Source organism: Erythrobacter sp. RANMB8 (genome assembly GCF_056848235.1).
Genome location: NZ_JBREHG010000015.1, coordinates 39,879 through 66,520, shown reverse-complemented (window position 1 = coordinate 66,520; position 26,642 = coordinate 39,879). Strand labels below are relative to the sequence as shown.

The 26,642-nt window shown below is 67.7% G+C and carries 18 protein-coding genes; 6 read left to right on the top strand and 12 right to left on the bottom strand.

Annotation, left to right across the window (positions count from 1 at the left end; all coding sequences use genetic code 11):
* Positions 1 to 59: 59 nt before the first annotated feature.
* The 4 genes from ACU0AG_RS14515 to ACU0AG_RS14500 form a co-directional block, all read right to left on the bottom strand.
* The gene (locus tag ACU0AG_RS14515) at positions 60 to 1,076 is read right to left on the bottom strand and encodes a DUF6607 family protein (RefSeq protein WP_482782993.1); all 1,017 of its coding nucleotides are present in this window, start codon (positions 1,074 to 1,076) and stop codon (positions 60 to 62) included.
* A gap of 20 nt (positions 1,077 to 1,096) precedes the next feature.
* Entirely contained in the window at positions 1,097 to 3,325 is a 2,229-nt protein-coding gene (locus tag ACU0AG_RS14510; protein WP_482782992.1) for a TonB-dependent hemoglobin/transferrin/lactoferrin family receptor, read from the bottom strand.
* 191 nt (positions 3,326 to 3,516) lie between these two features.
* Complete coding sequence (locus tag ACU0AG_RS14505; protein ID WP_482782991.1) at positions 3,517 to 4,938, bottom strand: nicotinate phosphoribosyltransferase; 1,422 nt, start codon at positions 4,936 to 4,938, stop codon at positions 3,517 to 3,519.
* Positions 4,935 to 6,035 (bottom strand): bifunctional nicotinamide-nucleotide adenylyltransferase/Nudix hydroxylase, encoded by a 1,101-nt coding sequence (locus ACU0AG_RS14500; protein WP_482782990.1) that lies wholly within the window; start codon positions 6,033 to 6,035, stop codon positions 4,935 to 4,937. Before ACU0AG_RS14500 ends, ACU0AG_RS14505 begins: the two co-directional genes overlap by 4 nt.
* A 91-nt stretch (positions 6,036 to 6,126) precedes the next feature.
* On the opposite strand from ACU0AG_RS14500, the gene ACU0AG_RS14495 reads away from it, so the two are divergent.
* Together ACU0AG_RS14495 and katG are read left to right on the top strand one after the other, a co-directional pair.
* On the top strand, positions 6,127 to 6,798 hold the full coding sequence (locus ACU0AG_RS14495; RefSeq protein WP_482782989.1) for an NUDIX hydrolase: 672 nt from the start codon (positions 6,127 to 6,129) through the stop codon (positions 6,796 to 6,798).
* A 249-nt stretch (positions 6,799 to 7,047) separates the two neighbouring features.
* Entirely contained in the window at positions 7,048 to 9,213 is a 2,166-nt protein-coding gene (gene katG, locus ACU0AG_RS14490; protein WP_482783015.1) for a catalase/peroxidase HPI, read from the top strand.
* Positions 9,214 to 9,372: 159 nt separating this feature from the next.
* Here the strand turns inward: katG and ACU0AG_RS14485 are convergent, their stop codons facing one another.
* The 8 genes from ACU0AG_RS14485 to ACU0AG_RS14450 form a co-directional block, all read right to left on the bottom strand.
* Positions 9,373 to 11,415 (bottom strand): SWIM zinc finger family protein, encoded by a 2,043-nt coding sequence (locus ACU0AG_RS14485; protein ID WP_482782988.1) that lies wholly within the window; start codon positions 11,413 to 11,415, stop codon positions 9,373 to 9,375.
* The gene (locus tag ACU0AG_RS14480; RefSeq protein WP_482782987.1) at positions 11,391 to 12,530 is read right to left on the bottom strand and encodes a VWA domain-containing protein; all 1,140 of its coding nucleotides are present in this window, start codon (positions 12,528 to 12,530) and stop codon (positions 11,391 to 11,393) included. Before ACU0AG_RS14480 ends, ACU0AG_RS14485 begins: the two co-directional genes overlap by 25 nt.
* Positions 12,527 to 14,902 (bottom strand): DUF5682 family protein, encoded by a 2,376-nt coding sequence (locus tag ACU0AG_RS14475; RefSeq protein ID WP_482782986.1) that lies wholly within the window; start codon positions 14,900 to 14,902, stop codon positions 12,527 to 12,529. Before ACU0AG_RS14475 ends, ACU0AG_RS14480 begins: the two co-directional genes overlap by 4 nt.
* 6 nt (positions 14,903 to 14,908) lie before the next feature.
* On the bottom strand, positions 14,909 to 16,006 hold the full coding sequence (locus ACU0AG_RS14470; RefSeq protein WP_482782985.1) for an ATP-binding protein: 1,098 nt from the start codon (positions 16,004 to 16,006) through the stop codon (positions 14,909 to 14,911).
* Positions 15,996 to 19,703: a DUF4132 domain-containing protein gene (locus tag ACU0AG_RS14465; RefSeq protein WP_482782984.1), complete on the bottom strand. Its 3,708-nt coding sequence runs from the start codon at positions 19,701 to 19,703 to the stop codon at positions 15,996 to 15,998. The genes ACU0AG_RS14470 and ACU0AG_RS14465 overlap by 11 nt, the downstream gene beginning before the upstream one ends.
* Before the next feature lie 100 nt (positions 19,704 to 19,803).
* Positions 19,804 to 20,406 carry a Smr/MutS family protein gene (locus ACU0AG_RS14460; protein WP_482782983.1) on the bottom strand — a complete coding sequence of 201 codons (603 nt, stop codon included), beginning with the start codon at positions 20,404 to 20,406 and terminating at the stop codon, positions 19,804 to 19,806.
* Positions 20,403 to 21,593 (bottom strand): murein transglycosylase A, encoded by a 1,191-nt coding sequence (gene mltA / locus ACU0AG_RS14455; protein ID WP_482782982.1) that lies wholly within the window; start codon positions 21,591 to 21,593, stop codon positions 20,403 to 20,405. The genes ACU0AG_RS14460 and mltA overlap by 4 nt, the downstream gene beginning before the upstream one ends.
* 40 nt (positions 21,594 to 21,633) lie before the next feature.
* Positions 21,634 to 22,296, bottom strand: a complete 663-nt coding sequence (locus tag ACU0AG_RS14450) for a Tim44/TimA family putative adaptor protein (RefSeq protein WP_482782981.1) — start codon at positions 22,294 to 22,296, stop codon at positions 21,634 to 21,636.
* A 238-nt stretch (positions 22,297 to 22,534) separates the two neighbouring features.
* On the opposite strand from ACU0AG_RS14450, the gene secB reads away from it, so the two are divergent.
* The 4 genes from secB (at position 22,535) to ACU0AG_RS14430 (ending at position 26,508) form a co-directional block, all read left to right on the top strand.
* Positions 22,535 to 23,080, top strand: coding sequence for a protein-export chaperone SecB (gene secB / locus ACU0AG_RS14445; protein ID WP_482782980.1), 546 nt, complete (start codon positions 22,535 to 22,537; stop codon positions 23,078 to 23,080).
* 25 nt (positions 23,081 to 23,105) lie between these two features.
* Entirely contained in the window at positions 23,106 to 24,671 is a 1,566-nt protein-coding gene (gene murJ, locus ACU0AG_RS14440; protein ID WP_482782979.1) for a murein biosynthesis integral membrane protein MurJ, read from the top strand.
* A gap of 16 nt (positions 24,672 to 24,687) precedes the next feature.
* A complete protein-coding gene (trpS, locus tag ACU0AG_RS14435; protein ID WP_482782978.1) occupies positions 24,688 to 25,704 on the top strand; it encodes a tryptophan--tRNA ligase in 1,017 nt (338 codons plus the stop codon).
* Positions 25,705 to 25,845: 141 nt separating this feature from the next.
* Positions 25,846 to 26,508 carry a DUF4136 domain-containing protein gene (locus tag ACU0AG_RS14430; protein WP_482782977.1) on the top strand — a complete coding sequence of 221 codons (663 nt, stop codon included), beginning with the start codon at positions 25,846 to 25,848 and terminating at the stop codon, positions 26,506 to 26,508.
* Positions 26,509 to 26,642 lie beyond the last annotated feature (134 nt).

Sequence of the window (26,642 nt, the reverse complement as noted above, 5' to 3'; positions counted from 1 at the left end):
GCCGATCGCCCTGCGCCACACGGATTGCGGCGCGGGGATGGTCCCCGCGCCTCAGGCCATCAGCCGCCGCTGCGGGCGGTGCCTTCCTCGATCAGCGCCAAGGCCCTTGCGCTGGCGGCTTCGGGGGTTTCCTTGCCGTCCTTGATCTTGTCGGCGAGGGCCATCAACTCGTTGGCGATGGTTGTGCCCGCGCCCGCTTCCTGCGCGATGCGGATGCCGCCATTGGCTGCGGCGACCTCGTCCCACTTGCCGCGTACCGCGTCCCAATAGCCTCTGGTCTTGTCCCAGTAGGCTTCGGCGGCAGCGACATTGTAGCCGTTGAAGCGCTCATAGGTGTTGAGAACATATTCCTGCACCACGGGCGTCGCCTCGCCCGCACCATCGGCGGGAGAGATCATCTTGGTGTTGTCCTGCCAGTGCACCCAGCCCGTGGGCGTCAGCTGGTGGCGGTTGATTCCCATGTAGTGATCATAGAACGGCCCGCGGATCGCATCGCGCCGGGCCAGCGGACGAGCCGTCCAGTTGGAACGCCAGCGGCGGATGCCGTGGGTCGTCTCCCACTCGCCCCACCCGGCATAGCGCGGGCTGTCATCCACCTGCCAGACCGTCTGCGACCAGCGCCCGGCGCGCATTTTTTCGGGCACCGCCTGCCATTCCCACGTATCCCCGCCCTTGAAGGCGAGGATCTTTTCGGGCTGGTATTCCCAGTCCTGCCGCCAATGCTTGACGACATAGGGGTTGGCCTCGTCGCCGGTGACGAGCAGATGCTGGAGCACGATGCGGGTGCCGGTGTCCTCGATCACGCGCACGCTTTCGTAACCGCCCGAAATCTTGCGCTCCAGCGGCGTGTAGCCTTCCATCCAGGGGGTCGATTCCTGCATGTCGAAGGTCACCTTGAAATCGCCCGCCATGGCGAGGATCGCCTTGCGGTCTTCCTCGAAGGCTGCCGTCGCCGCGTCGGTGCTGCGGACAATCGGGCTATCGGCCAGCGCGGGCGCGGGCGCGGCAACCATTGCCAATGCGGCGAAGCCGGATGCGAGGATGGTCTGGGCCAAAGTCCTGTTGAGTCGGGTCACGGGTTGTTCTCCTTGGGGGTTCAGAAGCGGTAGCTGGCCGAAACGCTGAGATTGCGGCCGGGGCGGGTGAAAGCGTCGAGAATGCCCGCATCATTGACGCCGAGGCCGCGCACATCGGACCACAGGGCATAGGCCTCGTTGGTGAGGTTGAAGATGCCAGCGCGCAGCTTCAGCCGCTCGGACACGGCATAGAATGCGGTGAGATCGAGGATGGTCGAGGCTTCGGGCCGCACGAACAGGTCAGCCCCGCTGGCGTCGCGCTCCAGATCGCTACGTCCCTTGCGGGCGTTGTGGGTGAGGATCAGCTCCCCGCCGAAGCGCCCTTGCGGATCGCGGTAGCCAAGGCCCGCCACCAGATTGAAGGGATCGATCGTATCGAGCGGCGTGCGCACGCCTGCCGGATCGACCGTATCGCCATCGGCATAGGCCACCGCTGCCCGCGCGTTCCAGCCGCTGTCCAGCTTCAACTCGGCCCGCGCCTCGACCCCTTCGATCCGCGCCCGGTCGAAATTGACGAACTGGAAGATTGCCGGGTTCTGCGGGGTGAAGCCGCCGCGCACCACCTGCTGGCTGATGAAATTGTCGTAATCGCCCCGGAACCCGGTGACCTGCAATGAAAAGACCTCGCCGATATAGCGCGCACCCACTTCCCAGCTCTCGCTGGTTTCGGGCCGCAGATCGGGGTTGGGGATCGAGGTGTAGCCGCCCGCGATGAATTCGAAGAAGTTGTTCACCTGGGAAGGCGTGGGCGCGAGGAAGCCCTGCGCGTAATTGCCGAAGAGGATCACACCGGGTGCCAACTTCACCGTGGCCCCGATTTTGGGGCTGAGGCGGCTGTCGCTCTGGCCTTGCGGAGTGAAGGTGGTGAGCAGCGGATCGTCGGTCGGGTCGAGATCGTAGAAATCGAACCTGAGCGCTGGAAACAGCGTCAGCGCGCCATCGAACAGCGCGATTTCGTCAGCCACGAACAGCCCGCCCAGGGTAAAATCGGTCACCGGGAAAGCGCGGATCGGGAAGGTCTCGCCCCGCCCGGGGAACGTCCCGTCGCGCAGGCCTTCCTGACGCGTCCAGCTTACATCACCGCCAATCGCGATGCGGTGCCCGATGCCGCCAGCCTCAAAGCCGGTGCGCAGCTCTCCGGTCACGCCGTAGATGCGATTGTCGAAGGTGTTGAGCCGTTCGCGATCGGGAGCCGGCGCGGCGGTAAGGCTGGTGCGCTCCTCGAGGGCGAACTGGCGATCACCGGCATCCTGCCAATAGGCCGACAGGAAGGCATATTCGATCGCGTCGGCGCTGGTGCCATCGAAGGTCCAGTCGATCGAAGCGCGCTTGCGTTCGGTGGTGTCGCGGGCGTTGAGGGCATCGACATTCCACACCGGAGCGGGACCGAAAGTGAAGGCCGGGCCAAGGCCGGACAGCACTTCGGTGGCCACGGCTGCCTCCATCCACTCGCCGGTCAGGCGAATGCGGTGCGGGCCATTGTCCCACACCAGCTTGGCCAGCACGGCGTCGCTGGCGCCGTCCTGCGGGTTGGGCGCGGTGCGCAGCGGGCCGGTGCCCTCATTGGTGCCGCGATTGTCCAGCGCACCGAAGTCGCGGCGCGTATAGGCGATCATCGCCGAGAGATTGCCGCTCTGCCCGGCCAGCGCCGCTGTATGGGCGAATTCATTGTCGTCGGAGGAATACTGGGTGGTGACAAAGCCGCCGATGCTCGCGCCGCCGATCAGATCGGCCGGATCGGCGGTGACGAAGCTGACCGCGCCGGCCAGCCCGTCAGACCCGTAAAGCGCCGAAGCCGGACCGCGCAGGATCTCGACCTGCTTGACCAGACTGACATCGGCAAAGCCGCCGCGCCCGGCATCCTGCGGGCCGAAGCTGAAACCTTGCGGGCTGCGGATGCCATCGACCTGGATCAGCACACGATTGCCGCCGATCCCGCGGATGGTGAAGCCTTCGTTGCGGGCCCGCCCGGTGGCACCGATCGCCGCGCCGAAGCGCGCCGGTGCGCGGCGAACGCTCACGCCGGGCTCGAAGCGCACCAGATCCTTGATGTCTGTGGCGAGCTGGTCGGCGATGTCTTCGCTGGTGATGACCGTAACGGTGGAAGGCGCTTCTTCCTGCAACACCGGCGTGCGGGTGGCGGTTACCGTGATGCGCCCGGTCTGCTGCTGGGCTTCGGCGGACTCGCCGGTTTCAATGGCAGCGATTTCGGCGGCGCGGACAGGCCCCGCCACAGCAGCGGCGAGCATGAACGCAAGAGCAAGGCGGGAAGCGACGGGAGTATGCTGAGACAAGGGCTGGTTCCTGCGGGGGGAGAGGATGGGCGCCCTTTTCTCGTTAATGAGAATCAGAGTCAATAGCATTTGTTGCACGCCATCCCCGGCAGGCACGGCCCCTGCGGGCGATGTCTGCCGCGATGCGTGCCCTTTCCGCGCCTGCCTTATGCCGGTTCGAGAGCCGGAAGCCGGTTGTCGCTGCTTGCGGCCTCCGACCGTGCCCGGACTTCGGCAAAGGTCTGGCGCCGCAGCAGCTTACCGTTACGCCACACCGGCTGGAGCAGATCCTCGGCCGGATCGGTGGCATCGCGGCGAGCGGCGACCAGTTTGCCATCGCGCGCCACCACTGCCTGCCGCCCCGCCTTGCTGCCCTTGGAAGGATCGGTCGCGGGCGCCTTGGCAACATCGTGCCACACGCCGCCCGCATCGCGCATGGCATTGGCCTTCATCGCAAACCGCAAAGTGTCGCGGTTGACCTGTTGCAGCAGGCCGCCGCCCATGCCGAAGGCGATGTTGTCGATCGCAAAGCCTTCTTCGATCAGGCGATCGATCAGGCGGGCGATGGATGCGATGGTCATGCCGTCACCCTGGATGACGCGGACGTGGTGATCGAGCACGCGGAAGCCCCTGGCGTTGATCGTCCCGCCAAACCTCTCCCACAGCGTTTTGATGGTGCGCAGCGGCGTTTCGACCGGATCGCCGCTGTCGGGCCGCACCACCAGCGTGCCAGCCCGCCCCAGCACCTTGCCGCGCAGGCTGTCGCCCCAGATACCCGCAACCGCCGCGTCGAGATCGTAACTGTCCGATACCACCGCAACCAGCCGCCCCTCGCCATCGAAGGCATCGAGCATGTTGGCATAGGCTTCTTCCTCGCGGTCGCGGCCCCAGCTGGTCATGGTGCTGTGCTCGGCTGCGGGGATCGAGAACCCCGGCATGTCGGCATCATAGTAACGCCGCGCCGCCAATATGCCCTCCAGCGTATCGGTGCCCATGAAGTTCACCAGATGCGCCATTCCGCCCAGCCCTGCGCTTTCGCCGCTGGAAACCCCGCGAGCGCCGAAATCGTGGAGCTTGAACGGCAGTTGCCCCTCCGGATCGTCAGAGGTCGCCGCAAGCCCGGTGCGGATGATCGCCTTGCACTTCCAGCTCAGCGTGGCGACCGTGGCGGGATACCAGATCGCCCGCAGCAGCGCGGTTTCGATGAAAGTCGTCAGCCACGGCAGGCGCGGATCGGTGTTCTCCACCTGCACCAGCGGCACGCCCGCCGGCACGATGCTGCCTTCGGGAAGCGCCCTGATCTCGAGCGGCAGGAACCCGCCGTGATCCTTGAGGATCGTGTCCCATCCGGTGCGGTTGAACGGCACGCCGTGGGCGGCGCAGATCGCCTCGGCCTCGGCAATATCGGCAGCGGTGATCGCGCGGCCGAGATAGTCGGTCAGGAAGGGTTGCAGCCCGAAGAACAGCACCTCGTCCGAAAAGTCGTTCACCCGCGCTTCGGCATAGGCGCTGATGATGCGCGCATCGGGCGGATATTGCAGAAAGTGGCTGTGCTTGTAGCTGTCAGTGGCGAGGATCGGGTTGGTCATGCCGCGAACTCCTTTGGTGCGGTAAGAATGGTGGGGGCGCCGGTCATCCGCGTGATGATCGCGTGATGATCTTCGAACAGCATCGCAGGCGAAAGATCGGCGATGCGGTGCCAGTGGGCGGAGGCTGCATCGTCGGCGCCGCGCACGGTGAAATCGCCGGCATCACCGGGCAGACGCAGCAGAAAGGCATGGGTGATAACGCGCCCGCGCAGGCTGCGAGCGGGCGCGTCGAACACCTTGCTGCCGCCCTCGTCGATGAAGCTGGCGAGTTGCACCGGATCGAGCGCGCCGTTGCTGCCTGCAATCGCGGTTTCCTCGATCAGCTCGCGCAGCATCGCGCTGCGCACAGTCTCGTCCGGGCCGACAAAGCCGCCGGGCAGCGCCAGCAGACCCTTGCCGGGCAGGCCTCCGCGCTCGATCAGCAACACCCGGTCGCCCTGCACCACCACGGCATCGGCGGTGACAAAGGGTCCTGCACCCCACTGGCGCGGGTAATCGGCAAGATACTCCGCCTCGGCCAGCAGCGCAGCGAAGGTTCCGGTTGCGGCAAAGCCTTCCAGCCAGCGCGCCACGCCTGCGGGCAGGATTGCGGCGGGGACATCGGGAATGCGCCGAAAGTAGCGGCTGCGGATATCGGCGGCGCTGAAGGTGCCCTGCGGGCGCGGGTTGCGGATATCCTCCCATTCCGGAAACAGATCGAGATAGTAAGATGTGGCATCCTTGCTGTGCCCGGCCAACGCGATCCGGAAATCGGCAAGCCCGTTGGCGCGGAAACCCCCGGGATTGCCGGCATCGAGCACGATCGCCTTCACCCGCGCCCGCACCTCGGCCACCCAGTCGGCATCGGCATAGGGGTGATCGTCCAGCGGAGCGAGGATGATCCGACCTTCAGCCAGTTCACCGGCGAAGGTCGCACGGAACATTGCGGTGCGTTCGTCGTAGGTGAAGGGGTTGCGAGGATCGCGGGCACAATTGGCCGAGCCGACCAGCACGATCAGCCGCTGCACCCGTTCCAGCGCGCCGCGGATCACCGCCGCGTGCCCGTTGTGAAGCGGCTGGAACCGCCCGATGAACACTCCGAAATCAGTCTTGGCCATGCGTGCCTCCTGTCCGGACAGTCTTTGCGACTCGCCCTCACTCAATAAAATGCGTTTTGCATTTTGTTATGAAAGATGCAAGATGCATTTTATGGACAGCGAAGCCGCTCCCCGCCCGATCCTGACAGTCGATCTCGTGCCGCTGGCGCTGCGTGACGGGGCCTTGTGCGTGCTGCGGATGCGGCGGCAGCATGATCCCTTTGCGGGGCGTGCGGCGCTGATCGGGGGCTATGTCCGCACCGATGCCGATGCCCATCTGGGCGAGACGGCAAGGCGTCTGCTGGCGGACAAGGCGGGGCTGACCGATCACTATGTCGAACAGCTTTCGACCTTTTCGGGCGCGACCCGCGATCCGCGGGGCTGGTCGGCCAGCGTTGCCTATTTCTCGCTCTCGCCGCTCGCCGCGCTGGAACCTGCGCTGGAGCGTGAGAGGGTGGAACTGGTGCCGGTGGCTGACGCTGCCGGGATGCCGTTCGATCACGACACCATCCTTGCCGCAGCGCTTGCGCGGTTGCGGGGCAAGGGGGCCTATTCCGATCTTCCCGCCCGCTTGCTGCCTGCCGGCTTCACCCTCGCCGAACTGCACGCCGTCTACCAGACCGTGCTGGGCGAGCCGCTGAATATCGATGCCTTCCGCCGCAAGGTGCTGGAGCGTGGCTTTCTGGAGGAAACGGGCGCAAAGAGGCGGGTGGCGGGGGCCAATCGTCCTTCGGCACTGTACCGTTTGAAGCCCGAACTGGCGGTGTTCGACCGGCGGCTCTGACCGCCCTCGCACCCGATCATCCGGAGTTTTGGATTACTGTTATCGGGACAACCCGTTTGCCCGGCAGCGCCCCCTGCACCAAGGCGCAATCACCGCGCCGCGGGCCCCGCGCCCCGGCTGTTCGATGATTGCAACCAGAACAGGGACAACACCATGTCGCATCGACTGAAGGGGCTTCTGCTCCTGTCTTCCAGCCTCCTCCTTGCCGCCCCTGCCATGGGCACCCCGCCGGGCTTCAACGAGCCGGGCATGGGCCGCACCCCCATGCCGCAGACCGAGGCCGCGCCGCGCAATGTGCAGGACTGGTGGCCGAACGTGGTCGACCTCACCCGCCTGCGCCAGAACGAATACAACCCCGATCCCCATGGCGCCGATTTCGACTACGCCGCCGAATTCGCCAAGCTCGATCTCAAGGCGGTCAAGGCCGACATCAACGCCGCGCTGACCGATTCTCAGGAATGGTGGCCAGCGGATTACGGCAATTATGCCGGCCTGTTCATCCGCCTCGCCTGGCACTCGGCCGGCACCTATCGTTCGGGTGACGGGCGCGGGGGTTCGGACGGCGGGCAGATCCGCTTCGAACCGCTGAATTCGTGGCCCGACAACGGCAACCTCGACAAGGCCCGCCGCGTGCTGTGGCCGGTGAAGCAGAAGTATGGCGCGGCGCTTTCGTGGGCCGATCTCATCATCCTGTCGGGCAACGTCGCGCTGGAGAACACCGGCTTCAAGACCTTCGGCTTTGCCGGTGGCCGCGCCGATGCATGGGAGCCGGAGCTGGTCTATTGGGGCCCGGAAACCAAGTTCCTGACCTCCGAGCGCAATGCCGAGGGCGAAAACCTCGACAACCCCCTCGGCGCGACTGAGATGGGCCTTATCTACGTCAATCCCGAAGGGCCGGAGGGCAACCCCGATATCCTCGCTTCGGCCAAGCAGATCCGCACCACCTTCGGGCGGATGGGCATGAATGACGAGGAAACTGTCGCCCTGATCGTCGGCGGGCACACCATCGGCAAGATGCACGGCGCGCGCAAGGCGGCCGATTGCGTCGGCAAGGAACCCGCAGCCGAAGGCGTCGAGGCGCAGGGCCTTGGCTGGAAGAACACGTGCGGCACCGGCGCTGGCCCGGATGCCACCACCAGTGGCCTCGAAGGCGCGTGGACGGCCACTCCGGTCAACTGGAGCAGCAACTATCTCGACAACCTCTATGCCTTCGAATGGAAGCTGACCACCAGCCCGGCGGGCGCCAAGCAGTGGGAGCCGGTCAACGCCGATCAGGTCAAGTTCGTCCCCGATGCCTTTGACCCGAACACAACCCACGCGCCGGTGATGCTGACCACCGACCTCGCGCTGCGTTACGATCCGGCCTATGGCGCGATCACCAGCAAATGGGTCAAGAACCCCAAGCTGATGGACGAAGCCTTCGCCCGCGCATGGTTCAAGCTGACCCACCGCGACATGGGCCCCAAGGCGCGTTACGTGGGCGCCGAAGTCCCTGCCGAAGACCTGATCTGGCAGGACCCGCTGCCCAAGGCCGACTATGCCATGATCGACAACAGCGATGTCGCCGCGCTGAAGGACGCGATCCGCAAGACCGGGCTTTCCCGCTCGGAACTGGTGCGCACCGCATGGGCATCGGCCGTCACCTTCCGTGATACCGACATGCGCGGCGGTGCCAACGGCGCGCGCATCCGGCTTGCCCCGCAGAAGGACTGGGGCGTGAACGACCCCGCAACCATCGCCAAGGTGGTGAAGGCGCTGGAAGGCGTGGCTGCCGGGTTCAACGGCAAGTCGGGCGCCAAGAAGGTCTCGATCGCCGATCTCGTCGTGCTCGGCGGGGTGGTTGCGGTGGAAGATGCGGCCAAGGCGGCGGGCCACACCGTCACCGTGCCCTTCACCCCGGGCCGGGTCGATGCGACCGACGCGCACACCGATGCCAAGAGCTTCGAGCAGCTGCGTCCGGTGGCCGATGCCTTCCGCAACTTCACCAGCGATCAGGCGCGCCTGACCCCGACCCAGATGATGATCGATCAGGCCGATACCCTGACGCTCACCGTGCCGGAAATGACCGTGCTGCTGGCGGGGATGCGGATGCTGGATGCCAACACCGGCGGCGCCAAGCACGGCGTGTTCACCGACAAGCCCGGCACGCTCAGCAACGATTTCTTCGTCAACCTGCTCGACATGGGCAACGAATGGAAGCCGGCCGCGACCAAGGGCATCTACGAGGGCCGCGACCGCAAGACCGGCGCGCTCAAGTGGACCGCGACCGAGGTCGATCTGGTGTTCGGCAGCAATTCCGAACTGCGCGCCGTGGCCGAAACCTATGCGGTCAAGGGCGGCGAAAAGAAGTTCGCCGAAGACTTCGCCAAGGCCTGGAACAAGGTCATGATGCTTGACCGCTTCGACGTGAAGTAAGCCAGCCAAACGAGAAGCGCCGGGCCAGCAAAGCCCGGCGCTTCGCTTTGCAAGCCTGCGCCAATGTTTCACGTGAAACATCGCCGCAAACCCGGCGAAAATGGGCCTAAAAGGGGTCTAGAGGGGGTCTAGAACGACCTAGACGGGGTCTAGCCTGCCCTACATCAACAGCCCCGGACCGCAGCGGCTCTGCCGCGCCAGCAGCAGGGCATAGGCCGCCGCCAGCAATCCTTCGCCGCCGTTTCCATCCAACATGGCCTGCGCCAGCCGCGCCAGCCCGATCCGTTCAAGCCGCGCCGCGTGCGCCTCGCGCTCCCCGTCAAGCGTGCCCGCCAGCACCCCGCCTGCTTCAGCGCGGTCGATCAGGTGCCGCCATGCCAGCGCCAGCGCGGTATCGGTGGCGGTGCGGGGCTGCACGGCAAAGCGCCGCCCGGTCTGCGCCCGCAGCCGGTCCAGCCAGCCGCGCAGCTTCGACTGTTCGCCCGCAGGCCCGCGCCATGGACGCAGCCACAGCGTCAGATCGACCGGATCGTCGCGCCCGAACAGGGTGACAGGGCGCGCCGCCAGCCGTTCGCCCTGCCGTTCCAGCCGCACCAGCACCATCCCCTGCCAGCCGGAGCGGACATTGGCCTCCAGCGCCTCGATCGCCAGCGACACCGGCTCTTCATGGTCCAGCGTCAGCGCCAGCCATTGCCCCGCAGCATCGCGCACCGGCCACACCAGCTGCTGGGCGAGATCGTCGAAAAAGGCGGGGCCGATCGCCGCAGGCGCAATCAGCGCGGCAGCGGGCTGTTCGGTGCTGTCGATGCCGATCCCGGCCTGTTCCTGCCACAGGCGGCGCAACTCGCCCCAGTCGCGCACGATGCCCGGCCATGCCGGATCGGGCGCGACCTTGCGGTCGATGATCGTGGCCACCGCGCTCGCCGGAGCGGACAGGCGCTGGTCGGCAGACTGGCGCGCCCCTGTCAGCGTGAAGCGGGCATGGGCCAGCACCGCCAGCGGCTCGCTGCGCCACATCCCGTGCAGCCGCCATGCCTCGCCCGGCATGAAGGCGGGGTCCTGCCCCGGCCCGCGGGCGAGTGTGGTGGAGAAGAACCGGCCCGTCTCCGGCGCGATGAACCACGCGGTCACGCCCCGCGCCCCGGCGGCGCTGGTCCAGCGTTCGCCGCCGCAGCCGACCAGATCGAGCGGCGCGGCATCGGCGAAATCGCGCCGCACCTTGCCCGCCAGCACGCTGCGCCGCTCAGGGTCACCGCGTTCCAGCGCCCGCACCAGCGCAAAGGCGGTGGCCGCCAGTTCGAGCATCCGGTCGGGATCGAAATCCAGCGCCCGCGCCCGCCGCAGCCGCATCTGCGCGGCAATCGCCCGCAGCATCGCGGCAAGACGCGGCAGGGCATCGGCACGCGAGGAGACCGACAGTTCGAACAGCGATTCCTCCAGCGGCAGCGGCGCAAGGTTCATGCCCAGGCTCGCCACCTCGGCCAGCGTCGCGGCGATCCGGGCGAGGAAGGCGGGATCGACCGGCGCGGGGGCACCATCGCCGGCCTGCGCATCGCTATCCGCCACCGGCAGCGCCGTGCCGAAATGCGCCTGCGCTGCCAGCACCGCAGCGGCGTGATAGGCCTTGGCCCGCGCCTTGGTGGCCTTGGACACGATCCCGTCAAACCCCTGCCCGCGCAGAATCCGCACCGGGCCGTCAATCTCGGCAAAGCTGACCGCGATGGCGTTGGGCGCGGGTTCGACCGCCGTTGCCGTCGGCGCGAGTTCCAGCGCGGCGCGCCAGCCCGCCTTGCCCGCCCATTTCGCCAGCCGTTCGGGATCGAGCGCCAGGACGATCTCTGCCGGATCACCCGCCGCCTCGCCTTCACCGTCCGCCGCGGCGGCTTCGCCACCACCCGCGCCCGGCGCGGCGCTGCGCAGGTGGATCACCGCCGCGATCCGGTGGCGGCACACGGCCACCGCCTTGCAGGCGCAGTCGGCCTTGCCCGGCCCGCGCGCGTCCAGCGTGACGCGGTGGCCGTCAGCCTCGACCAGCAGCTGTCCGGCATCGCCTGCCACCACCTGCACCTTGCCCTCCTCGACATCGCGGTGGGCGCGGCGGACGAGGCCGGGGTTGGCCAGCGTCGCCAGCGCGGCATCGTCAAAGGCGGCGAGGGCGGCGTGGAGCGCGGGGTCGATCACGTGATCACCCCGCCGATCCATTCGGCGAAATGTTCGGGCGTCAGCGCGGCGACCTGCATCCCGCACCCGGTCAGCCGTTCGGCCATGCGCCGGTCATAGGCGGGGGAGGCATCGTCGCTGAGCGCGCCCAGCCCCAGCAGCGTCACCCGCGCCGATGCCATGCGCCGCGTCGCCGCGAGCATCCGCGCCACCGATCCGCCTTCCTCGAAATCGCTGACCAGCACGAACACCGTGCGGCTGGGCTGGGTGATCAGCCCCTCGCAATATTCCATCGCCCCGGCGATGTCGGTGCCGCCGCCCAGTTGCACCGCCATCAGCACCTCGACCGGATCATGCGCCTCGCTGGAAAGATCGACGATCGAGGTGTCGAACACGATCAGCTTGACCTCCACCGCCGGCAGCGCGGTGAGGATCGAGGCCATCACGGCGGCATAAATGGTCGATGACAGCATCGATCCCGACTGGTCGACGCACAGGATGATCGTCCACGGCAACCGGCGGCGGCTGCGCCCGTGGAAGCGCAAGGCATCGGCGATGATCACCTGCCGCCCGGCGTCCCAGTTCTTGAGGTTGGCGCGGATCGTCGCCTGCCAGTCGAAGGTCTGCATCGACTTCAGCTGGCTGCGGCGGAAGCGATTGGGGCGCCCCGCCAGCGCGGCTTCGACCTTGGGCTTGAGGCGGCGGACGATCTCTTCCACCACCTTGCGCGTCACCTCGCGGATCTTCTCGCGCATCGCCGGATCGGCCCCGCCCTTGTAGGCGATCAGCGCCTTCAGCAGATCCTTGTTCGGCTCCAGCGCATCCAGCACATCGGGATCGCGCAGCAGATCGGTCATGCCGAGATTGTCGATCGCGTGGGCCTGCACTGTCTCGTAAACCGATTGCGGGAACAGGGCGCGCAGTTCGCCAAGCCAGCCCAGCGCGGTCAGCTGGCTGGGGTCCATGGAGCCGAAGCGGCCCGTCCCGCGCTTGTCGCGCCGCAAGCCGCGTCGCTCCATCTCGCGGGCGTAGAGGTAATCCATCGCGCGGTCGGCACGCTGCTGGTCGCGGGTCATGCCGTCGGACGGCAGGTGCTTTTCGGCATAGCGGCCCAGCACCATCCGCCAGCGCCTGAGGTGTGCGGGATCGGCGCTCATGCCACACCGTCCCGCGCCAGCACATCGGCCAGCATCCGGTCGAGCCGCAGGTTTTCGTGCATCTCGCTCTCGGAAATGCCGATGTCGGTCGCCAGCGCGCCGGGCTTTGCGCCGAGCCGTGCGGCGACATCTTCCGCCAGCCGGTCCACCTCGCGCGGGTCCAATGGCATCAGCGCGAGGCGCAGATAGGGCAGCAGTTCGGTGAAGGCCTCCTCGTCCAGCCCGGCGATCACGGCGTCGAGCGTGTCGATGATAACCGGCAGCGTCCACAGCAGCTCGCGGGCGATCACGATCACCCCGCCCAGAAAGGCCAGTCTGTCGCGCGGATCGACATAGCCGCCCGCCAGCTCGCCGCGCAGCCGCGCTTCCAGTTCGCCCGCGTCGATCAGCCCGCCCAGCAGGGCAAAGGCGGTCACCGCGCCATCGAGCATCGGGTCGAGTTCGCGCTGCCGCAACCCGGCAAGCGCCTGATCGGCCAGCGCCAGATCGACCGGCGCATCCGAAGAGCGCGCCAGTTCCACCGCCCCGCGCAGATCGGCCAGCGCCTGCACCGCAGCGCCCACCTGATCCGCGCCGCAATCGGCAAGTTCGGGCAGCAGCAGCACCAGCCGCCGCCATGCAGCCTTCACCAGATGATCGAGCGGGCCGATATCGCTGATCCCCAGCACCTCGCGCCCGCGCCGCAGCAGCACCAGATCGGTGAAAGCGGCGACCACCGAGCCGAGTTCGGGGTCTTCGATCACCTGCTCCTCGATCAGCGCCAGCACCGCGCCTGCCTCGGCCCCCAGCCCGGCGCGGCAGGCGGCGGCGAACAGATCGATCGCGGCCAGCGCGCTGCGGCCCTTGCCCGCATCGGCCAGCGCGGCAATGCGGGTGGCAAGCACGAAGGCGAGCGCCTCGCCGATGGTATCGGCAGCCTCGGACAATTCGATCAGCCGCGCCTCGACCAGCGGCGACCAGCACACCGCCCACATCTCGTGCAACCGGTCGAGCGCGGTGTCGTTGCGGAAATCCGGCCCGCCGGTGCGTTCGGCAAAGGGCGTGCCGAGCAGCGCCATGGCGTGGGCAAAGCGGCTGGCGTCGCGGTGGCGGGGCTTGCGGTAGATATCGAGTTCGCGGGTGCGGCGCTCGCCATCTTCGGTGCTGAAGCCCAGCGCCCTGGCCTGCGCCCGCGCCGCCTCGACCAGCGGGGGGGAGCCGGTGCCGGGCGGCACTTCGCCCAGCGCCGTGCCGGTCAGCCAGGCACGCAGTTCATTGAGCAGCGGCACCTGATCGGCGGGAATCTCGTCCTTGATGAAGCTGGAACGGACCGCGTCGATCACATCGTCGCGGGTCGGGAACGGCCGCCCGCGCAAGGCCGCCAGCCGCTGTGCCTGTTCGATCGCGTTGGCGATCACGGGGAAGGACGGCGCCTCGCCCTTGCCACTGCGCAGGTGCGCGGCAAAGCCGGTGACGAGATCGGTCGCCAGCCCCGCCGCGCCATCGCATCGCACCTGCCACAGCCGGTCGTAATAGCCCGGCAGCGGCAGGCCCGCGCTGTAACCGCGCAGGGCATCCAGCTGCCGCATCCCGTAACGGATCAGATAGGATCGCCCCGCGCCCGCCTTGGCCGCCAGCGGCTTGGCAGGATCGGGCGCGAACACGGCTTCGGCGTGGAAACCGCCGACAATCGCGATCACCGGCCCTGCCACCTCGCCCCGCACCGCGGTGATGATCCGCCGCATCTGCGCCTCGCGCTCCAGCGTGCCGTCACGCGCCATTTCGGCAGGGTCGGTCGCCCCCCTGATGCAGGCGCAATAGCGGGCGACATCGGCGAAGAACCCCTGCCAGTCGGGCGCGGCAAGGCGGGTTTCGAACAGCTGGTCCCACACCTCGTTGCCATCGCGGCACCCCAGTTCGCGGGCCAGCGCGGTGACATAATCGCCCACGGTAAAGCCGTGCTCGCTCCCCAGCAGGGAACGGTCGGGCTGCTCGTCATCCGCTCCCTCGCCAGCCCCCTCGCCTGACCATGCCCGCGCAGTCGAAGGCAGGTCGATAAACCGCGCCGGAACCCCCAGCGCCTGCGCCGCCTGCAAGCCGACAAATTCGGGCGAATGCGCGCAGAACGGAAAGTAACTCGCCACGCGTCGCGTCTTCTGCCCTGCGCCCGCCTCCGCCTCGCGCAGCGACACGATCGCCACCGGCGGCCGCGTGCGGGCATCGCACAGGCTGGCGATCAGCGGATCGAAATCGCACGGGCCTTCGATACAGATCGCGGCGGGCTGCACTTCGGCAATCAGCCGCTCCAGCTGCGCCGCACAGGCCGGAGAGTGGTGGCGCACCGGCACCACCCACAGATCGCGGGCCGCATCGTGGAGGATCGGAGCATCCACCCGCAATCAGCCCAGCTTCAGTGCGCGGGCCGCCTGATAGAATTCCTTCCACGCGCCCGATTTGCCCGCCCGTTCCTTCGCGATATGTTCGACATAGGCGCGCAGGCGCTTGCCATCCTCGGGCGCGTCTTTCAGCACCACCCCCTGCAATTGCCGGGCGACATGGGCGGCCGACAGCCTGCCATTGTCGAGATAGGCGGCCTCCAGCGCGGCGGCGTGCATCACGTTGACCGCTTCGGCGGTGGACATCACCGCATCGGGCCGGTTGAGGCTGACGCCTTCCGCCGTGCGCCCGGTGCGCAGGTCCTGAAAGGTGCGCACCAGCACTTCGGCCACTTCGCGTTCGCCGCTCACCGCAACGCCCGCCGGGCCAAGCCGTTCGGCAAGCTGTTTCAGCACCAGTTCGCGCTCGAACTCCGGGTCATTGATGGGGTGCACGGTTTCGAAATTGAAGCGGCGTTTCAGCGCGCTCGACATTTCGTGCACGCCGCGGTCGCGCAGGTTGGCGGTGGCGATGACATTGAAGCCGGGCGCGGCGCTCGCCACGGCATCGGGGCCGAGTTCGGGCAGGGCCAGCGCCTTTTCCGACAGGATCGAGATCAGCGCGTCCTGCACTTCGGGCGGGCAGCGGGTGATTTCCTCGAACCGCACGATCCGGCCCGATCGCATCGCGTTGAGCACGGGGGACGGCACCAGCGCCTTTTCGGATGGCCCCTCGGCCAGCAGCAGGGCATAGTTCCAGCCGTAGCGGATGTGATCCTCGGTCGTGCCGGCGCTGCCCTGCACCACCAGCGCCGATGTGCCGCTGATCGCGGCGGCGAGCAGTTCGGACAGCAGCGATTTGGCGGTGCCCGGCTCGCCCACCAGCATCAGCCCCTGCTGGCTCATCAGGGAAACGATAGCGCGATCGACCAGCGGATCATCGCCATAGAACTTGCGCGCCACCCCCAGCTTGGGATCGCCCAGCAGAAACCGCCGCACCGCGCGCGGGGACAGGTGCCAGCCGGCCGGCTTGGGCGCGGTGTCACCGGCGGCCAGCGCGGCGAGTTCGGCAGCATAGCGCGCCTCTGCCGGCGGGCGGATCGCGACCAGTTCAGTATCCATGATAGGCCTTCTTCTTCCAATCGGGATCAAGCCCCGCACCCTTGTCGGCAATGTCGTGGAAATCGCGCCAGCTTTCCGCCAGCAGCACCGGCGGCACTTCCGACAACAGCATCGGTCCGCCCGCCGTGGCACCGCGCAGCCTGCGGAACGATAGCGAGATCAGCGCGGATGTCTGGTTCTCTTCGGGCAGCGGACTGCCGGTGAATTCGATCACCACCATCACCCCGGCATCGCGGAACTGCTTGTCATAGGTATAGAACCAGCCGCCATCCTCCGCCGCGCCGCGCTGGTAGCCGAGCTTTGTCGCCGCGCCGCGCAGCTTGAAGCTTTCGATCATCCAGCCTTCGCGGTCGGTGATGGTGGTGGCCTTGGCCTGCGTCACATCCAGCACCGGCAGATCGCGGCCCAGCTGGTCGAAGGGCGGCTCGACCGCGTAATCGGCGAGATGCTGGCGCCACGCCGCAACCGCATCAGCCGCCAGCAGCGATGAATGGGCAAGGCGGATTGTGGCAAAGCCTGCCAGCGCCACATCATTATCGGCGGCGTCGGTGTAGCTGCCATCGCCCAGCGGGCGGAACAGGCCGAGCGGCTGGCCGATTTCATCCAGCCCCTGCCACACCAGCCGCGCCGCGATCCGCCCCACCAGCGGGTGTCCGGCAAGGAAGCTCTCCCATTCGACCACCTCCCATTCGCGCTGGAGGAACATCGCCTCCTGCAAGCGCAGGCCCTGTGCGGCCAGCACCTGCTTTACCTCCTTGCGGGCGTTGCTCAGCTGCTTCTTGGCGGCATCCACCAGCGGCTTTTCATCGTCGATGCGCGGGCCGGGCAGCGCCTTCACCTCGCGCCCTTCTGGGTTGAGGATCACGATCTCGTCGCCCGCGCCCAATTGCAGGCGGTAGGTGCGATCTTCCCCGCAATCGAGCTCCTGCGTGCCATCGGCGTCAAACCCGCCGGTGGGCACGGTGCGATCGGCCAGTTGCGCCGGGGTCCAGCCGTTGCGCGCCGCGATATCATCGACCAGCGCGCCCGCGAAATCCTGAACGCTGCGCTGCTTCATGCGGTTGGCCGCGCCCAGCAGCACCTGCAAGGCGGCACTGGTGCCGATCGCGGCGAGCACCTCCATCAGCGCCTTGGCCTGCGAGATGCGCGAGCCGTGGTCTTTCAGGAACGGCCGGATGCGCTGCGCCGCGTCCGCGCCGTTGACCCTTGCGGCGAGCGCGAGGATGCCCTTGCTGTCGGTCGCGGTGCCGAGATAGACGCTCGCCTTCTGCCGTTTCAGCTGCGCGAACAGGGCGGTGCGGTCGGTGATGAAGTAATCCGCGCTGTGCGGCCAGCGTTTCACATTGGCGATGTTCTGCGCCAGCACCGCATCGACATTCTGGGCGGCGTAGGCGTTGGCCTCTTCCTCGGTCGGGCGGCGGGTGTCCTCGTCGATCCAGCCGGTCAGCACCATCCAGCCGAGCCGGTGCGCATCGCCCGGCGCCAGCCGGTCGAGCCACAGGTTGATCAGCGCATTGCCGCCCGGCTGCTTCAGCTTGGCCGCCAGCGTGATCCACCAGCGCGGCAACACCGGATCGACCGGCGTGCCATCAGCCCAATGGAGCGCAGGGAGCATGTCGAAGGCGAACCAGTCGAGCCCCTTGGGTTTCGCCTTGGCAAGGCCCGCCTGCGCTTCCTTCACCAGCAGCGCGGGGTCGAACAGGTGCGACACATCGTCGCCCAGCCGCTGCAAGGCGGTGATCATCGCGGCGCGGCCGACGTCGCTTTTCTCCTTGGCCAGCGCGGCGCGGATTGCGGGAAGCTGCTCCACCGCCCCGCGCGCCGCGAGCCATTCGGCGGCCAGAGCGCGGACATCCTGCTTGCCATCGCCCAGCTGCACCGCAATCGCCCCGTCGATCCCCGGCGTGTCTTTCAGCAGCCCGCGGGCCGCATCGCGCACCTTGGCGCCGCTGTCGCCCGCCAGCACCATCAGCCGCGCCTGATAGCGGGCCGGCAGGATCGGGAAATGCTCCAGCAGATCCAGCCCGCGCTGCACCAGCTTGGGCTCGCTCCCCGATTGCGGTACCAGCCCCAGCGCCTGATCGATCTCGTCAAACCGCCCGCACAGCGCGGGCCATAGCGGCGCATCGAAGCCCGGCAGCGCCGATCCCCAGCGATATGTCAGCTGGTTCGCGATGAAGTCCTGCCCGCCTGCCTCGATCCACATGGCGATGAACTGGCGCAGCGCCTCCCCGTCGGTCAGCCGCGCCTGCAACGCCCGCCCGACCGGCCCCGCCCAGTCGCCGAACAGGCCATGGATGTAGCAATTGGTCATCCCCACCGCGAACCGCGTGAGATGCCGCAAGGTCAGGCGCGGATCGTGGAAGAAGGCTTCGATCGCGGGATGCTTGAACTGGTGGAACCGCATCCAGTCCAGCGCCGGATTATAGGATGAAGCGGTCAGCCGGGTATCGCCCTCGGCCAGCCGCCCCAGCGCCTTCAGCGTGCCCTTGTCCTTGGGGCTGAACTGCCTCGTCCAGTGCCAACGCTGCCACAGGGCCTCGGCCTTGCCCTTGGCCAGCAGCGTGTTGAAAGCCTCCACCGCCGGTTCGAGGATGGCGAGCACTTCGGGCGGCACCGGCGTCGGCTGCGGCAGCACCAGCGCCCCGCCGGCATCGGTCCATTCGCCGCTGACCGCGGTATAGCCTTCCGCGCTATCGGGCCGCAGCGGCGGCGCGGTATCGTCGGCCGTCATGGAGGCTGCGGGCGCCGCTGCTCCGCCAGCCTGATCGAGCACGGCGATGACCTTGGGCGCGCTTTCGCCTTCGCGCCACTTTGCCAGCAGCGGCGGCGCGGCCTTGCCCAGCGCCCCCATCGCCAGCTCTACCAGATCGGCCCGCCCACCGGGCGCCGCCTTCGCGAAGCGGGCATCAAGCGCCTCGGCCAGCGCGGGTTTGTCGCACACGGTCAGCGCCTGCCTTGCGCTGGCCCGCACCTTCTTGGCCGAACCGCAGGCGAGATCGATCAGCAGTTCGCGGTAACTGTCCGGCAAGCCGAAACGGCCCATCGCCGCCGCCAGCTCGCTGCGCACATCGGCGGCCAGCGCGGGGGTGGCGGCGATGATCGGCCCATGCATCGCAGCCAGCCACTCGCCCAGCCCGGTAAAGCGCGCCGCGGCATTGCCCGCGCCATAATTCCACGGATCGCGGGCGAAGATGATATCGAGCACCGGGCCAAGCGCATCGCCCCCCTGCGCCGCCAGATCGGCGAGCACCGCCACCGGCTGCGGCTTGCGGTTGCGCGGCATCCACATGGTGACGACATGGCGCAGCCAGTCGGGCGATTTTTTCGTGCCGAAAAAGCCCCAGTCGTGGGTCAGCGGGTGGATTGCCGCCATCACCTCGCCCAGCCGCTGCATCTGGTCGATGCGCCAGTTGCCGGGATTGGCGAGCAGCGCTTCGGCATCGCGGTCGGGCCATACGCGGGCGCGGTTCATCCACCCCTGCTGCACCACGGTCTGCCCGAGATTGAGGATCGCGGAAGGATTGTCGCCCTCGGCGATGTAGCGCACCGCATCGCGATCAAGCCCGCGCACCACCTTGCCGAGCGGGGCGAAATAGCCGTTCAGCCGCGCCATCGGCAGATCGCCCCCGCCGGTGATTCCCCCGCCTGCGGCCCGCAATCCGCCGAGCAACCTGTTGAAGAACGACCCGGCCATGACCCCTCCCGTGAAACCCGCGCAAGGGGGTAACCGGCAGTGGTATAAGAGGAAGTTACCATGGCAGGCAACAGCGCCCAAGGCGGGGTCTGCGCGGCCGCTAACCCCGCTTCAGGATCAGGTAGAGCGCGCCTTCGCCGCCGTGGCGGATATGGGCGCGGCGCACGGCGGTGATCGCGCTGCCATGACGGCTCGCCGCCAGCCAGTCGAGCAGCTTGGCGCGGATGGCGCCGCGCTTGGCCATCCGGTCGGCCGGATCGACGGGCCGTTCGCGCCCCGCCACCACCAGCACCACCCGCGCCTGCATCGCCCGCGCCTGATCGAGCCCGGCCATGATCCGATCGTAAGCCGTATCGAGCGTGTGGCCGTGCAGGTCGAGCGTCAGGTCAGGCTCCAGCCGCCCGCCCTTCACCCGCCGGTCCCAATGGGAATCGAGGCCCGACGGCGCAGGAGCGGGTTGGGATAAGGCTTGGGGCGGACGAGGCTTGGTCGCAGGGGTTTTGGCGGCAGGCTTCACAGGCTTGACGAACTTGCCCGGCGGCGCGGGGGCGGCGGTCTTGCTCGCCCCTCCGCCACCTTCGGTGGTTCCCCTCGCCGGACGGGGAGGATCGGGACGGCGCTTGCCCGGCAACGGCTTCACGCTCGCTGCCAGATGCGCCCATGCCGCCTGCTCGCCGACAGAAAGCCCGCGCGGCGTTTTCATCGCGTGCCGAGCCGGGCGGCGGCGTCTTTCGGGATCAGCACGAAGGCGCGCCCGCGCCCGCTCATGCCACCCGCGATGACCCGCGCATCCGGCCCTGCGCCCCAGAAGGTGTCGAAGCGGTTGGCGCCCTTGATCGCCCCGCCGGTATCCTGCGCCACCCACAAGCCGTTGGCCTCGCGCCGGTCGAGATCGAGCCACACCGGCGCGCCCAGCGGCACGAAAGCCGGGTCTGCCGCGACCGAATTCTCGCGCCGCACCGGCACGCCCAAGGCACCCAGCGGCCCGTCGCCCTTCAGCTCGGTGAAGAAGATCCAGCTCTTGTTGAGGCGCATGAGATCGCGGCCTTCGGCCGGGTTTTCGCGGATATAGGCCATGATCCCCTGCATCGATCCCGGATATTGGCCCGGCCCGCTGCCCAGCAGGCCGCGCTCGCGCATGACCCCGCCGATGCCGGTATATTCGCGCCCGTTCTGCCCGGCATAACCGATGCGGATCACCTCACCTTCGGGCGTGATCAGCCGGCCGGAGCCCTGGATCTGGAGGAAGAAGAACTCCACCGGATCGGCGGCGTAAGCGATCACCTGCGCCTTGCCGTCGAGGGCCCCGTCCTCGATCGCGGCACGATCGTGGTAGAGCACGAAGCGGCCCTGTTCGTCATAGCGCCCCAGCGGCGGGCGGCCGGTGCGTTCGGCGGGCGGCACGTCATCGGGCCAGCCGCGAACGAGATCGCTCGGCATGGCATAGACCGGCACCGCATAACCGGGGCGCCGCGTGCGGCTGCCTGCGATTTCGGGTTCGAAATAGCCGGTGGCAAAGGCCTTGCCATCGCCGACCTGCACGGGGGTGAAGGCTTCCGCAAAGAAGGCCCGCGCCCGTTCGGGCTGCCAGCTACGAGCGGCATCGCAGGGTCTCTGCCAGTCCTCGCGCCGGGTCAGCCCGCTGGCATCGTCACGCGCCAGCAGCTTGGGGCAGGATTCGATGAAGCTGGCCAGCGCGCCGCGGGCGTCGGCATCGCTCACCGACAGGGCGGCAAAGGCCGGGCCTGCCGCGACCCCGGCGAGCACCGCGTTGGCGACCGCAGGCGCCGCGCCGCCAGTCGATACCGGAGGCGGCACGCTGCCCTGCGGGATCAGCCGCCCGCAGCTTGCCACCATCAGCAGCATCGCGACAGCCAGTAGGGGGCGCATCACAGGCTCCTGCGGAATTATCGGACCCTTCCGGCCCCGATCAGCCCTCGTCGGTTTCGTCGAGCAGCCAGTTGGGATCACGCGCCGCGGTGTTGCGCGAGAAGGTCCAGACATCGCGGCTTTCGATCGCATCGTCGAGCGATCCGGCGATGACATTGCCATCCCGGTCGCGGGTCACGGCAGCGACATCGGCGACAAACAGCAGCGCGATGCGGGCGGTGCGCCCGTCGAGCGAGGCCGAATGGATGCGGGTTTCCTCGATCCGGATAAGGGTGTTGTCCATCGTCTCGCCCGCCGCCTCGCGCGCGTCGATCGCGGCGGTGAAACCGGCATAGACATCATCGTCGCACAGCTCGCGCAGCGTCTCGCGGTCGCCGGTCCAGAAGGCTTCGAGCACCATGCGATAGGCACCCCGCGCCCCTTCGAGGAACTGTGCGATGTTGAAATTGCTGTCGGCGGCGGCAATGTCGCGCAGGCCGCGTTCGACCGCGGGCATCACGCCTTCCAGCTCGGGCGGGCGCGCAGGCACCACCGGCGCAGCGGCGGCCGGGCGCGGCAGACCCGCATTCGGCCCGTCCGAATCGAAGCGCTGCGGCACCGATTCCTCCTCCTGCTCGGCACGGCGTCCGAGCACCGAATAGAGGCGCAGGCCGAGGAACGCGGCCACCATGGCGAGGAGAACGATTTCGAGCACTGTATTCATCCGATCTGCGTAGGGACACGCGTGCAGATACGCCCGCACACGCCCCAAGGTTGTCACACTGCCTTAAATGGGGTTGGATTACAATTCGCCAACAGGGATTAGGTTGCCGCACGGGCCGGATTGCCGCAGTTGCGGGGCGGCCACGCCCCTGCTAGGCGCGCTGCCAGCCTTGCTGCGTGCGCCGGCGCGTGCACACAGCGCAAATCCTGTTACCCAATTTGAAAGACACAAAGCAGCCATGGCCGACGAAGAAGGCGTCCTCACCGATCTCGACAACCTGAACAGCGGCGGCCCTGTGCCCAACGGCGCGGACACCCTGCCCGCTGTCGGGATCATCACGCAGTATGTGAAGGATCTGTCGGTCGAAAACCCGGCTGCGCCCGATGTGTACCAGTGGCCCGAACCGCCGCAGATCGACGTGCAGTTCAACATCGGTGCAGAGCCGATCGCGGCCGACATGCACGAAGTCACGCTGAAGCTGACGCTGACCGCCGCTTCGCAGCGCGGCACGATGTACATCGTCGATCTGGCCTATTGCGGCCTCATCGGGATGCGCAACGTGCCCGAGGATCAGGCCCACGCCTTCCTTTATGCCGAAGCGCCGCGCTTGCTGTTCCCCTTCGCCCGCAGCGTTGTTGCCACTGCGGTGCGCGATGCCGGTTTCCCGCCGCTGATGGTCGATCCGGTGGACTTCAACGGCCTCTACGCGCAGCAGCTCGCCTCGCGTCAGGCCGAAGCAGCCGCCGGCGGCGAACCGATCAAGCCGGTCACCGGCAACGCCTGATCGCTAGCGCCGGAAGGCACGCGCCATGAGCCTGCTGAAGAACGTCGGCACCATCGGCGGGCTCACGCTGGTCAGCCGGATCGGCGGGTTTGCCCGCGACATCCTGCTCGCCCGCGTGCTTGGGGCAGGAGGCGTTGCGGATGCGTGGCAGCTCGCCTTCCAGCTGCCCAACCTGTTCCGCCGCCTGTTTGCCGAGGGTGCCTTCGCATCCGCCTTCGTCCCGCTGTTCAACCGCCACATGGCCGAGGACGAGCACGCCGCCCGCCGCTTCGCGGGCGAGGTGCTGGCCGTGCTGCTTCCCATCCTCGTGCTGTTCGGCGCGCTGATGATGCTCGCCATGCCGTGGGTCTTGTGGGGCTTTGCCAACGAAGACCTGCGCGGCGATGCGCGCACCTATGAACTTGCGGTGCTGATGGGGCGGATCGCCTTCCCCTACCTGATGTTCATGAGCCTGGCGACGCTGGTGGCGGCGATCCTCAATTCGCTGTCGCGCTTTGCCGCTGCCGCCGCTGCGCCGATTCTGCTGAACATCTGCCTGCTGGTGGCGCTGGTGTGGGGCGCGTTCCAGCCTGCCGGAGAGGCCACCCGCGCCGCCACCGGCGTGGGCCTTGCCATCGCGGTTTCGGTGAGCGGGTTGTTGCAGCTGGCGTGGCTTTACTGGTTCATGCGCCGCGCCGGTTTCCGCATTCCGCGCCTGACGCCCAAGGTCACGCAGCGGGTGAAGGAAATGGGCGTGCTGATCGTGCCGGCGGTGTTCGGCGCAGGGGTCTACCAGATCAGCCGCTTCATCGACCTCGCCTTCATCCGCGGCCTGCCCGACGGGAGCCTGACCTACATGGCGATGGCCGACCGCTGGAACCAGCTTCCGCTCGGCATCATCGGCATCGCGCTGGGCACGGCGATCCTGCCCGCCCTGTCGCGCTACATTGCCAGCGCCGAGGACGAGGAGGCGGTGCGCCTGCAAGCCAATGCGATCGAACTCGCGATGCTGCTGACCCTGCCCTGCGCGGTGGCGCTGTTCTTCACCGGCTTCGCCTTTGTGAAGGCCTTCATGGAAGGACAGGCCTTCACCGCCGAGGATGCGCGGATCACCGGCATGGTCACATCGGCGCTGGTGGTGGGCCTGCCTGCCTATGTGCTGGTGAAAGTGCTCACCCCCAATTTCTTCGCCCGCAAGGATACGCGCACCCCGGTCTACACCGCAGGCGCATCGCTGGTGGTGACGGTGGGCCTCAACATCGTGCTGGTGCCGCTGCTGGGCGTGGTCGGCCTCGCGCTGGCAGGGGCGGTGGGCGCGTGGGTCAATATCGCGCTGCTCGGTGCGATTCTGGCACGGCGCGGGTTCTTCCGTCTGCCCGCCCGCGTGGTGGGCCGGATCGGACGGATCGCGCTCGCCTCAGGCCTGATGGGCGCCGCGCTGTGGGGGCTGATGCAGGTCATCACCCCCTGGCTCGACGGGCCGTTCACCCTGCGCCTTGCAGCGATCGGCGCGATCATGGGCGTCAGCCTTGTCACCTATGGCGCAGCGACCGTGCTGTTCGGCGTGCTCGACAAGGCGACCATCCAGCGCCTAATGCGCCGCCAGAGCTAAACCACAGGAACCATCCATGCGCGTCGTTTCCGGCATCCAGCCCACCGGCAATCTCCACCTCGGCAATTATCTGGGGGCGATCCGCAACTGGGCCGCGATGCAGGATTCGCTGGAGGCGGGTTCGGAAGCGTTGTTCTTCCTCGCCGATCTTCACGCCATTTCGCAGCCGCATGATCCGGCGGGGCTGAAGGCCGCCACCCTCGAAATGACCGCCGCGCTGGTCGCCTGCGGGATCGACCCGGATCGCAGCGTGCTGTTCAACCAGGCGCAGGTCCCGCAGCATGCCGAACTGCAATGGCTTTTGAACGGCACGGCCCGGATGGGCTGGCTCAACCGCATGACCCAGTGGAAGGACAAGGCCGGCAAGAACCGCGAAGGCCAGTCGGTCGCACTGTTTACCTACCCGGTGCTGCAAGCCGCCGACGTGCTGCTCTATCAGGCGACCCACGTTCCGGTGGGCGAGGACCAGAAGCAGCATCTGGAGCTGGCCCGCGATATCGCGCAGAAGTTCAACAATGATTTCTGCACCGAAGACGCCCCCGTCTTCACCCTGCCCGATCCGATCATCCCGGCCGAGGCCGCCCGCATCATGTCCCTGCGCGATGGCAGTGCCAAGATGTCGAAGTCCGATCCCAGCGACATGAGCCGCATCAACCTGTCGGACGATGCCGACACCATGGCGCAAAAGGTGAAGAAGGCGAAGACCGATCCCGAACCGCTGCCGTCAGAGGAAGCGGGGCTGGCAGACCGGCCCGAGGCGCGCAATCTGGTCGGCATCTATGCCGCGCTGTCGGGGAAATCGGCGGCCGAGGTTCTGGCGGACTATGGCGGGCAGGGCTTCGGCGCGTTCAAACCGGCGCTGGCCGATCTGCTGGTGACGGCGCTGGGGCCGATCCGCGAGAAGTTCGTCGCGCTCAAGGACGACCGCGAGGCGCTGGACGCGATCCTCGCCCGCGGCGCCGCCAAGGCCCGCGAACGCGGCGCACCGACGCTGGATGCGGCCTATCAGGCGCTGGGGCTGGTGCGGCACTGAGCTTCGGCGTCCTGCGGCGGAGCGGGGCACAGCCAGGGCGAATATTCAATCGCCATTCATGCGCATGGGATAGTATCACGCGCGCAAGCACCGGTGCCATCATTGCACTGGTGACAGAACAAGGGTTGTGTCATGTTGCCCATGATGATCTCGATCAAGCCTCTCGCCCGTATCGGGCTTCCGCTCGCGTTGCTGGCCGGTCTGTCGGCCTGCGCCGCCCCCGGTTTCAAGGCCGATGTGTCGCGCTTTGCCGTGCCGCTGCCGGCCCCGGCGGGACAGACCTTCGCCGTTGTCGCCGAAGACCCCAAGCTCGCCGGCGGGCTGGAATTCGCGATGTATGCCGATGCTGTCGCGAAGGAGATGCAGGAACTGGGCTATGCCCGCGCCGCTTCGCCCGAAACGGCGGATATGCTGGTGCGGTTCGATTACGGGGTGGATAACGGGCGCGAGCGCGTCCGCACCGATCCCGGCATCGGCGCAGGCTTCTATGATCCCTTCTGGGGCCCGTGGGGCCGGTTCGGCGGCTGGGGCTTCAATCGCGGCTGGGGTTTCGGCTTCAACGATCCGTTCTTCGGCGGGCCGAACGTGCGCAGCTACACCATCTACACCAGCGGGATCGACCGCAGAGCCGATGGCCAGCGCCTGTTCGAAGGCAAGGCCGAAGCCGTGTCGCGCACCAACCGCCTGCCCAATCTCGTCCCCAATCTGGTGGACGCGATCTTCACCGGCTTCCCCGGCAATTCGGGCGAGACCCTGCGGATCACCATCCGCGATGATGAAAAGACCGTGCGCCCCACCAAATGATGGTGTAGAGCGTTCGCAAGAGACCCTTGGACGGGGAAAGAGAGGCGGCGCCAGGGGATCGGCGCCGCCTTTTTTGTTGGGTAATGCGCGATGGCGGAGAAGCCCACCCCGCTGCGACTAGCCTCACCTTAGGT

Bases quoted from the DNA above. Each gene is read 5' to 3' on its own strand.
- ACU0AG_RS14465 (WP_482782984.1), bottom strand. From the start codon at position 19,703: ATGGCCGGGTCGTTCTTCAACAGGTTGCTCGGCGGATTGCGGGCCGCA.
- ACU0AG_RS14505 (WP_482782991.1), bottom strand. From the start codon at position 4,938: ATGACCAACCCGATCCTCGCCACTGACAGCTACAAGCACAGCCACTTT.
- ACU0AG_RS14460 (WP_482782983.1), bottom strand. From the start codon at position 20,406: ATGAAAACGCCGCGCGGGCTTTCTGTCGGCGAGCAGGCGGCATGGGCG.
- murJ (WP_482782979.1), top strand. From the start codon at position 23,106: ATGAGCCTGCTGAAGAACGTCGGCACCATCGGCGGGCTCACGCTGGTC.
- ACU0AG_RS14510 (WP_482782992.1), bottom strand. From the start codon at position 3,325: ATGCTCGCCGCTGCTGTGGCGGGGCCTGTCCGCGCCGCCGAAATCGCT.
- katG (WP_482783015.1), top strand. From the start codon at position 7,048: ATGGGCCGCACCCCCATGCCGCAGACCGAGGCCGCGCCGCGCAATGTG.
- ACU0AG_RS14485 (WP_482782988.1), bottom strand. From the start codon at position 11,415: ATGGATCGGCGGGGTGATCACGTGATCGACCCCGCGCTCCACGCCGCC.
- trpS (WP_482782978.1), top strand. From the start codon at position 24,688: ATGCGCGTCGTTTCCGGCATCCAGCCCACCGGCAATCTCCACCTCGGC.
- ACU0AG_RS14500 (WP_482782990.1), bottom strand. From the start codon at position 6,035: ATGGCCAAGACTGATTTCGGAGTGTTCATCGGGCGGTTCCAGCCGCTT.
- secB (WP_482782980.1), top strand. From the start codon at position 22,535: ATGGCCGACGAAGAAGGCGTCCTCACCGATCTCGACAACCTGAACAGC.
- ACU0AG_RS14470 (WP_482782985.1), bottom strand. From the start codon at position 16,006: ATGGATACTGAACTGGTCGCGATCCGCCCGCCGGCAGAGGCGCGCTAT.
- ACU0AG_RS14450 (WP_482782981.1), bottom strand. From the start codon at position 22,296: ATGAATACAGTGCTCGAAATCGTTCTCCTCGCCATGGTGGCCGCGTTC.
- ACU0AG_RS14495 (WP_482782989.1), top strand. From the start codon at position 6,127: ATGGACAGCGAAGCCGCTCCCCGCCCGATCCTGACAGTCGATCTCGTG.
- ACU0AG_RS14430 (WP_482782977.1), top strand. From the start codon at position 25,846: ATGATGATCTCGATCAAGCCTCTCGCCCGTATCGGGCTTCCGCTCGCG.
- ACU0AG_RS14480 (WP_482782987.1), bottom strand. From the start codon at position 12,530: ATGAGCGCCGATCCCGCACACCTCAGGCGCTGGCGGATGGTGCTGGGC.
- mltA (WP_482782982.1), bottom strand. From the start codon at position 21,593: ATGCGCCCCCTACTGGCTGTCGCGATGCTGCTGATGGTGGCAAGCTGC.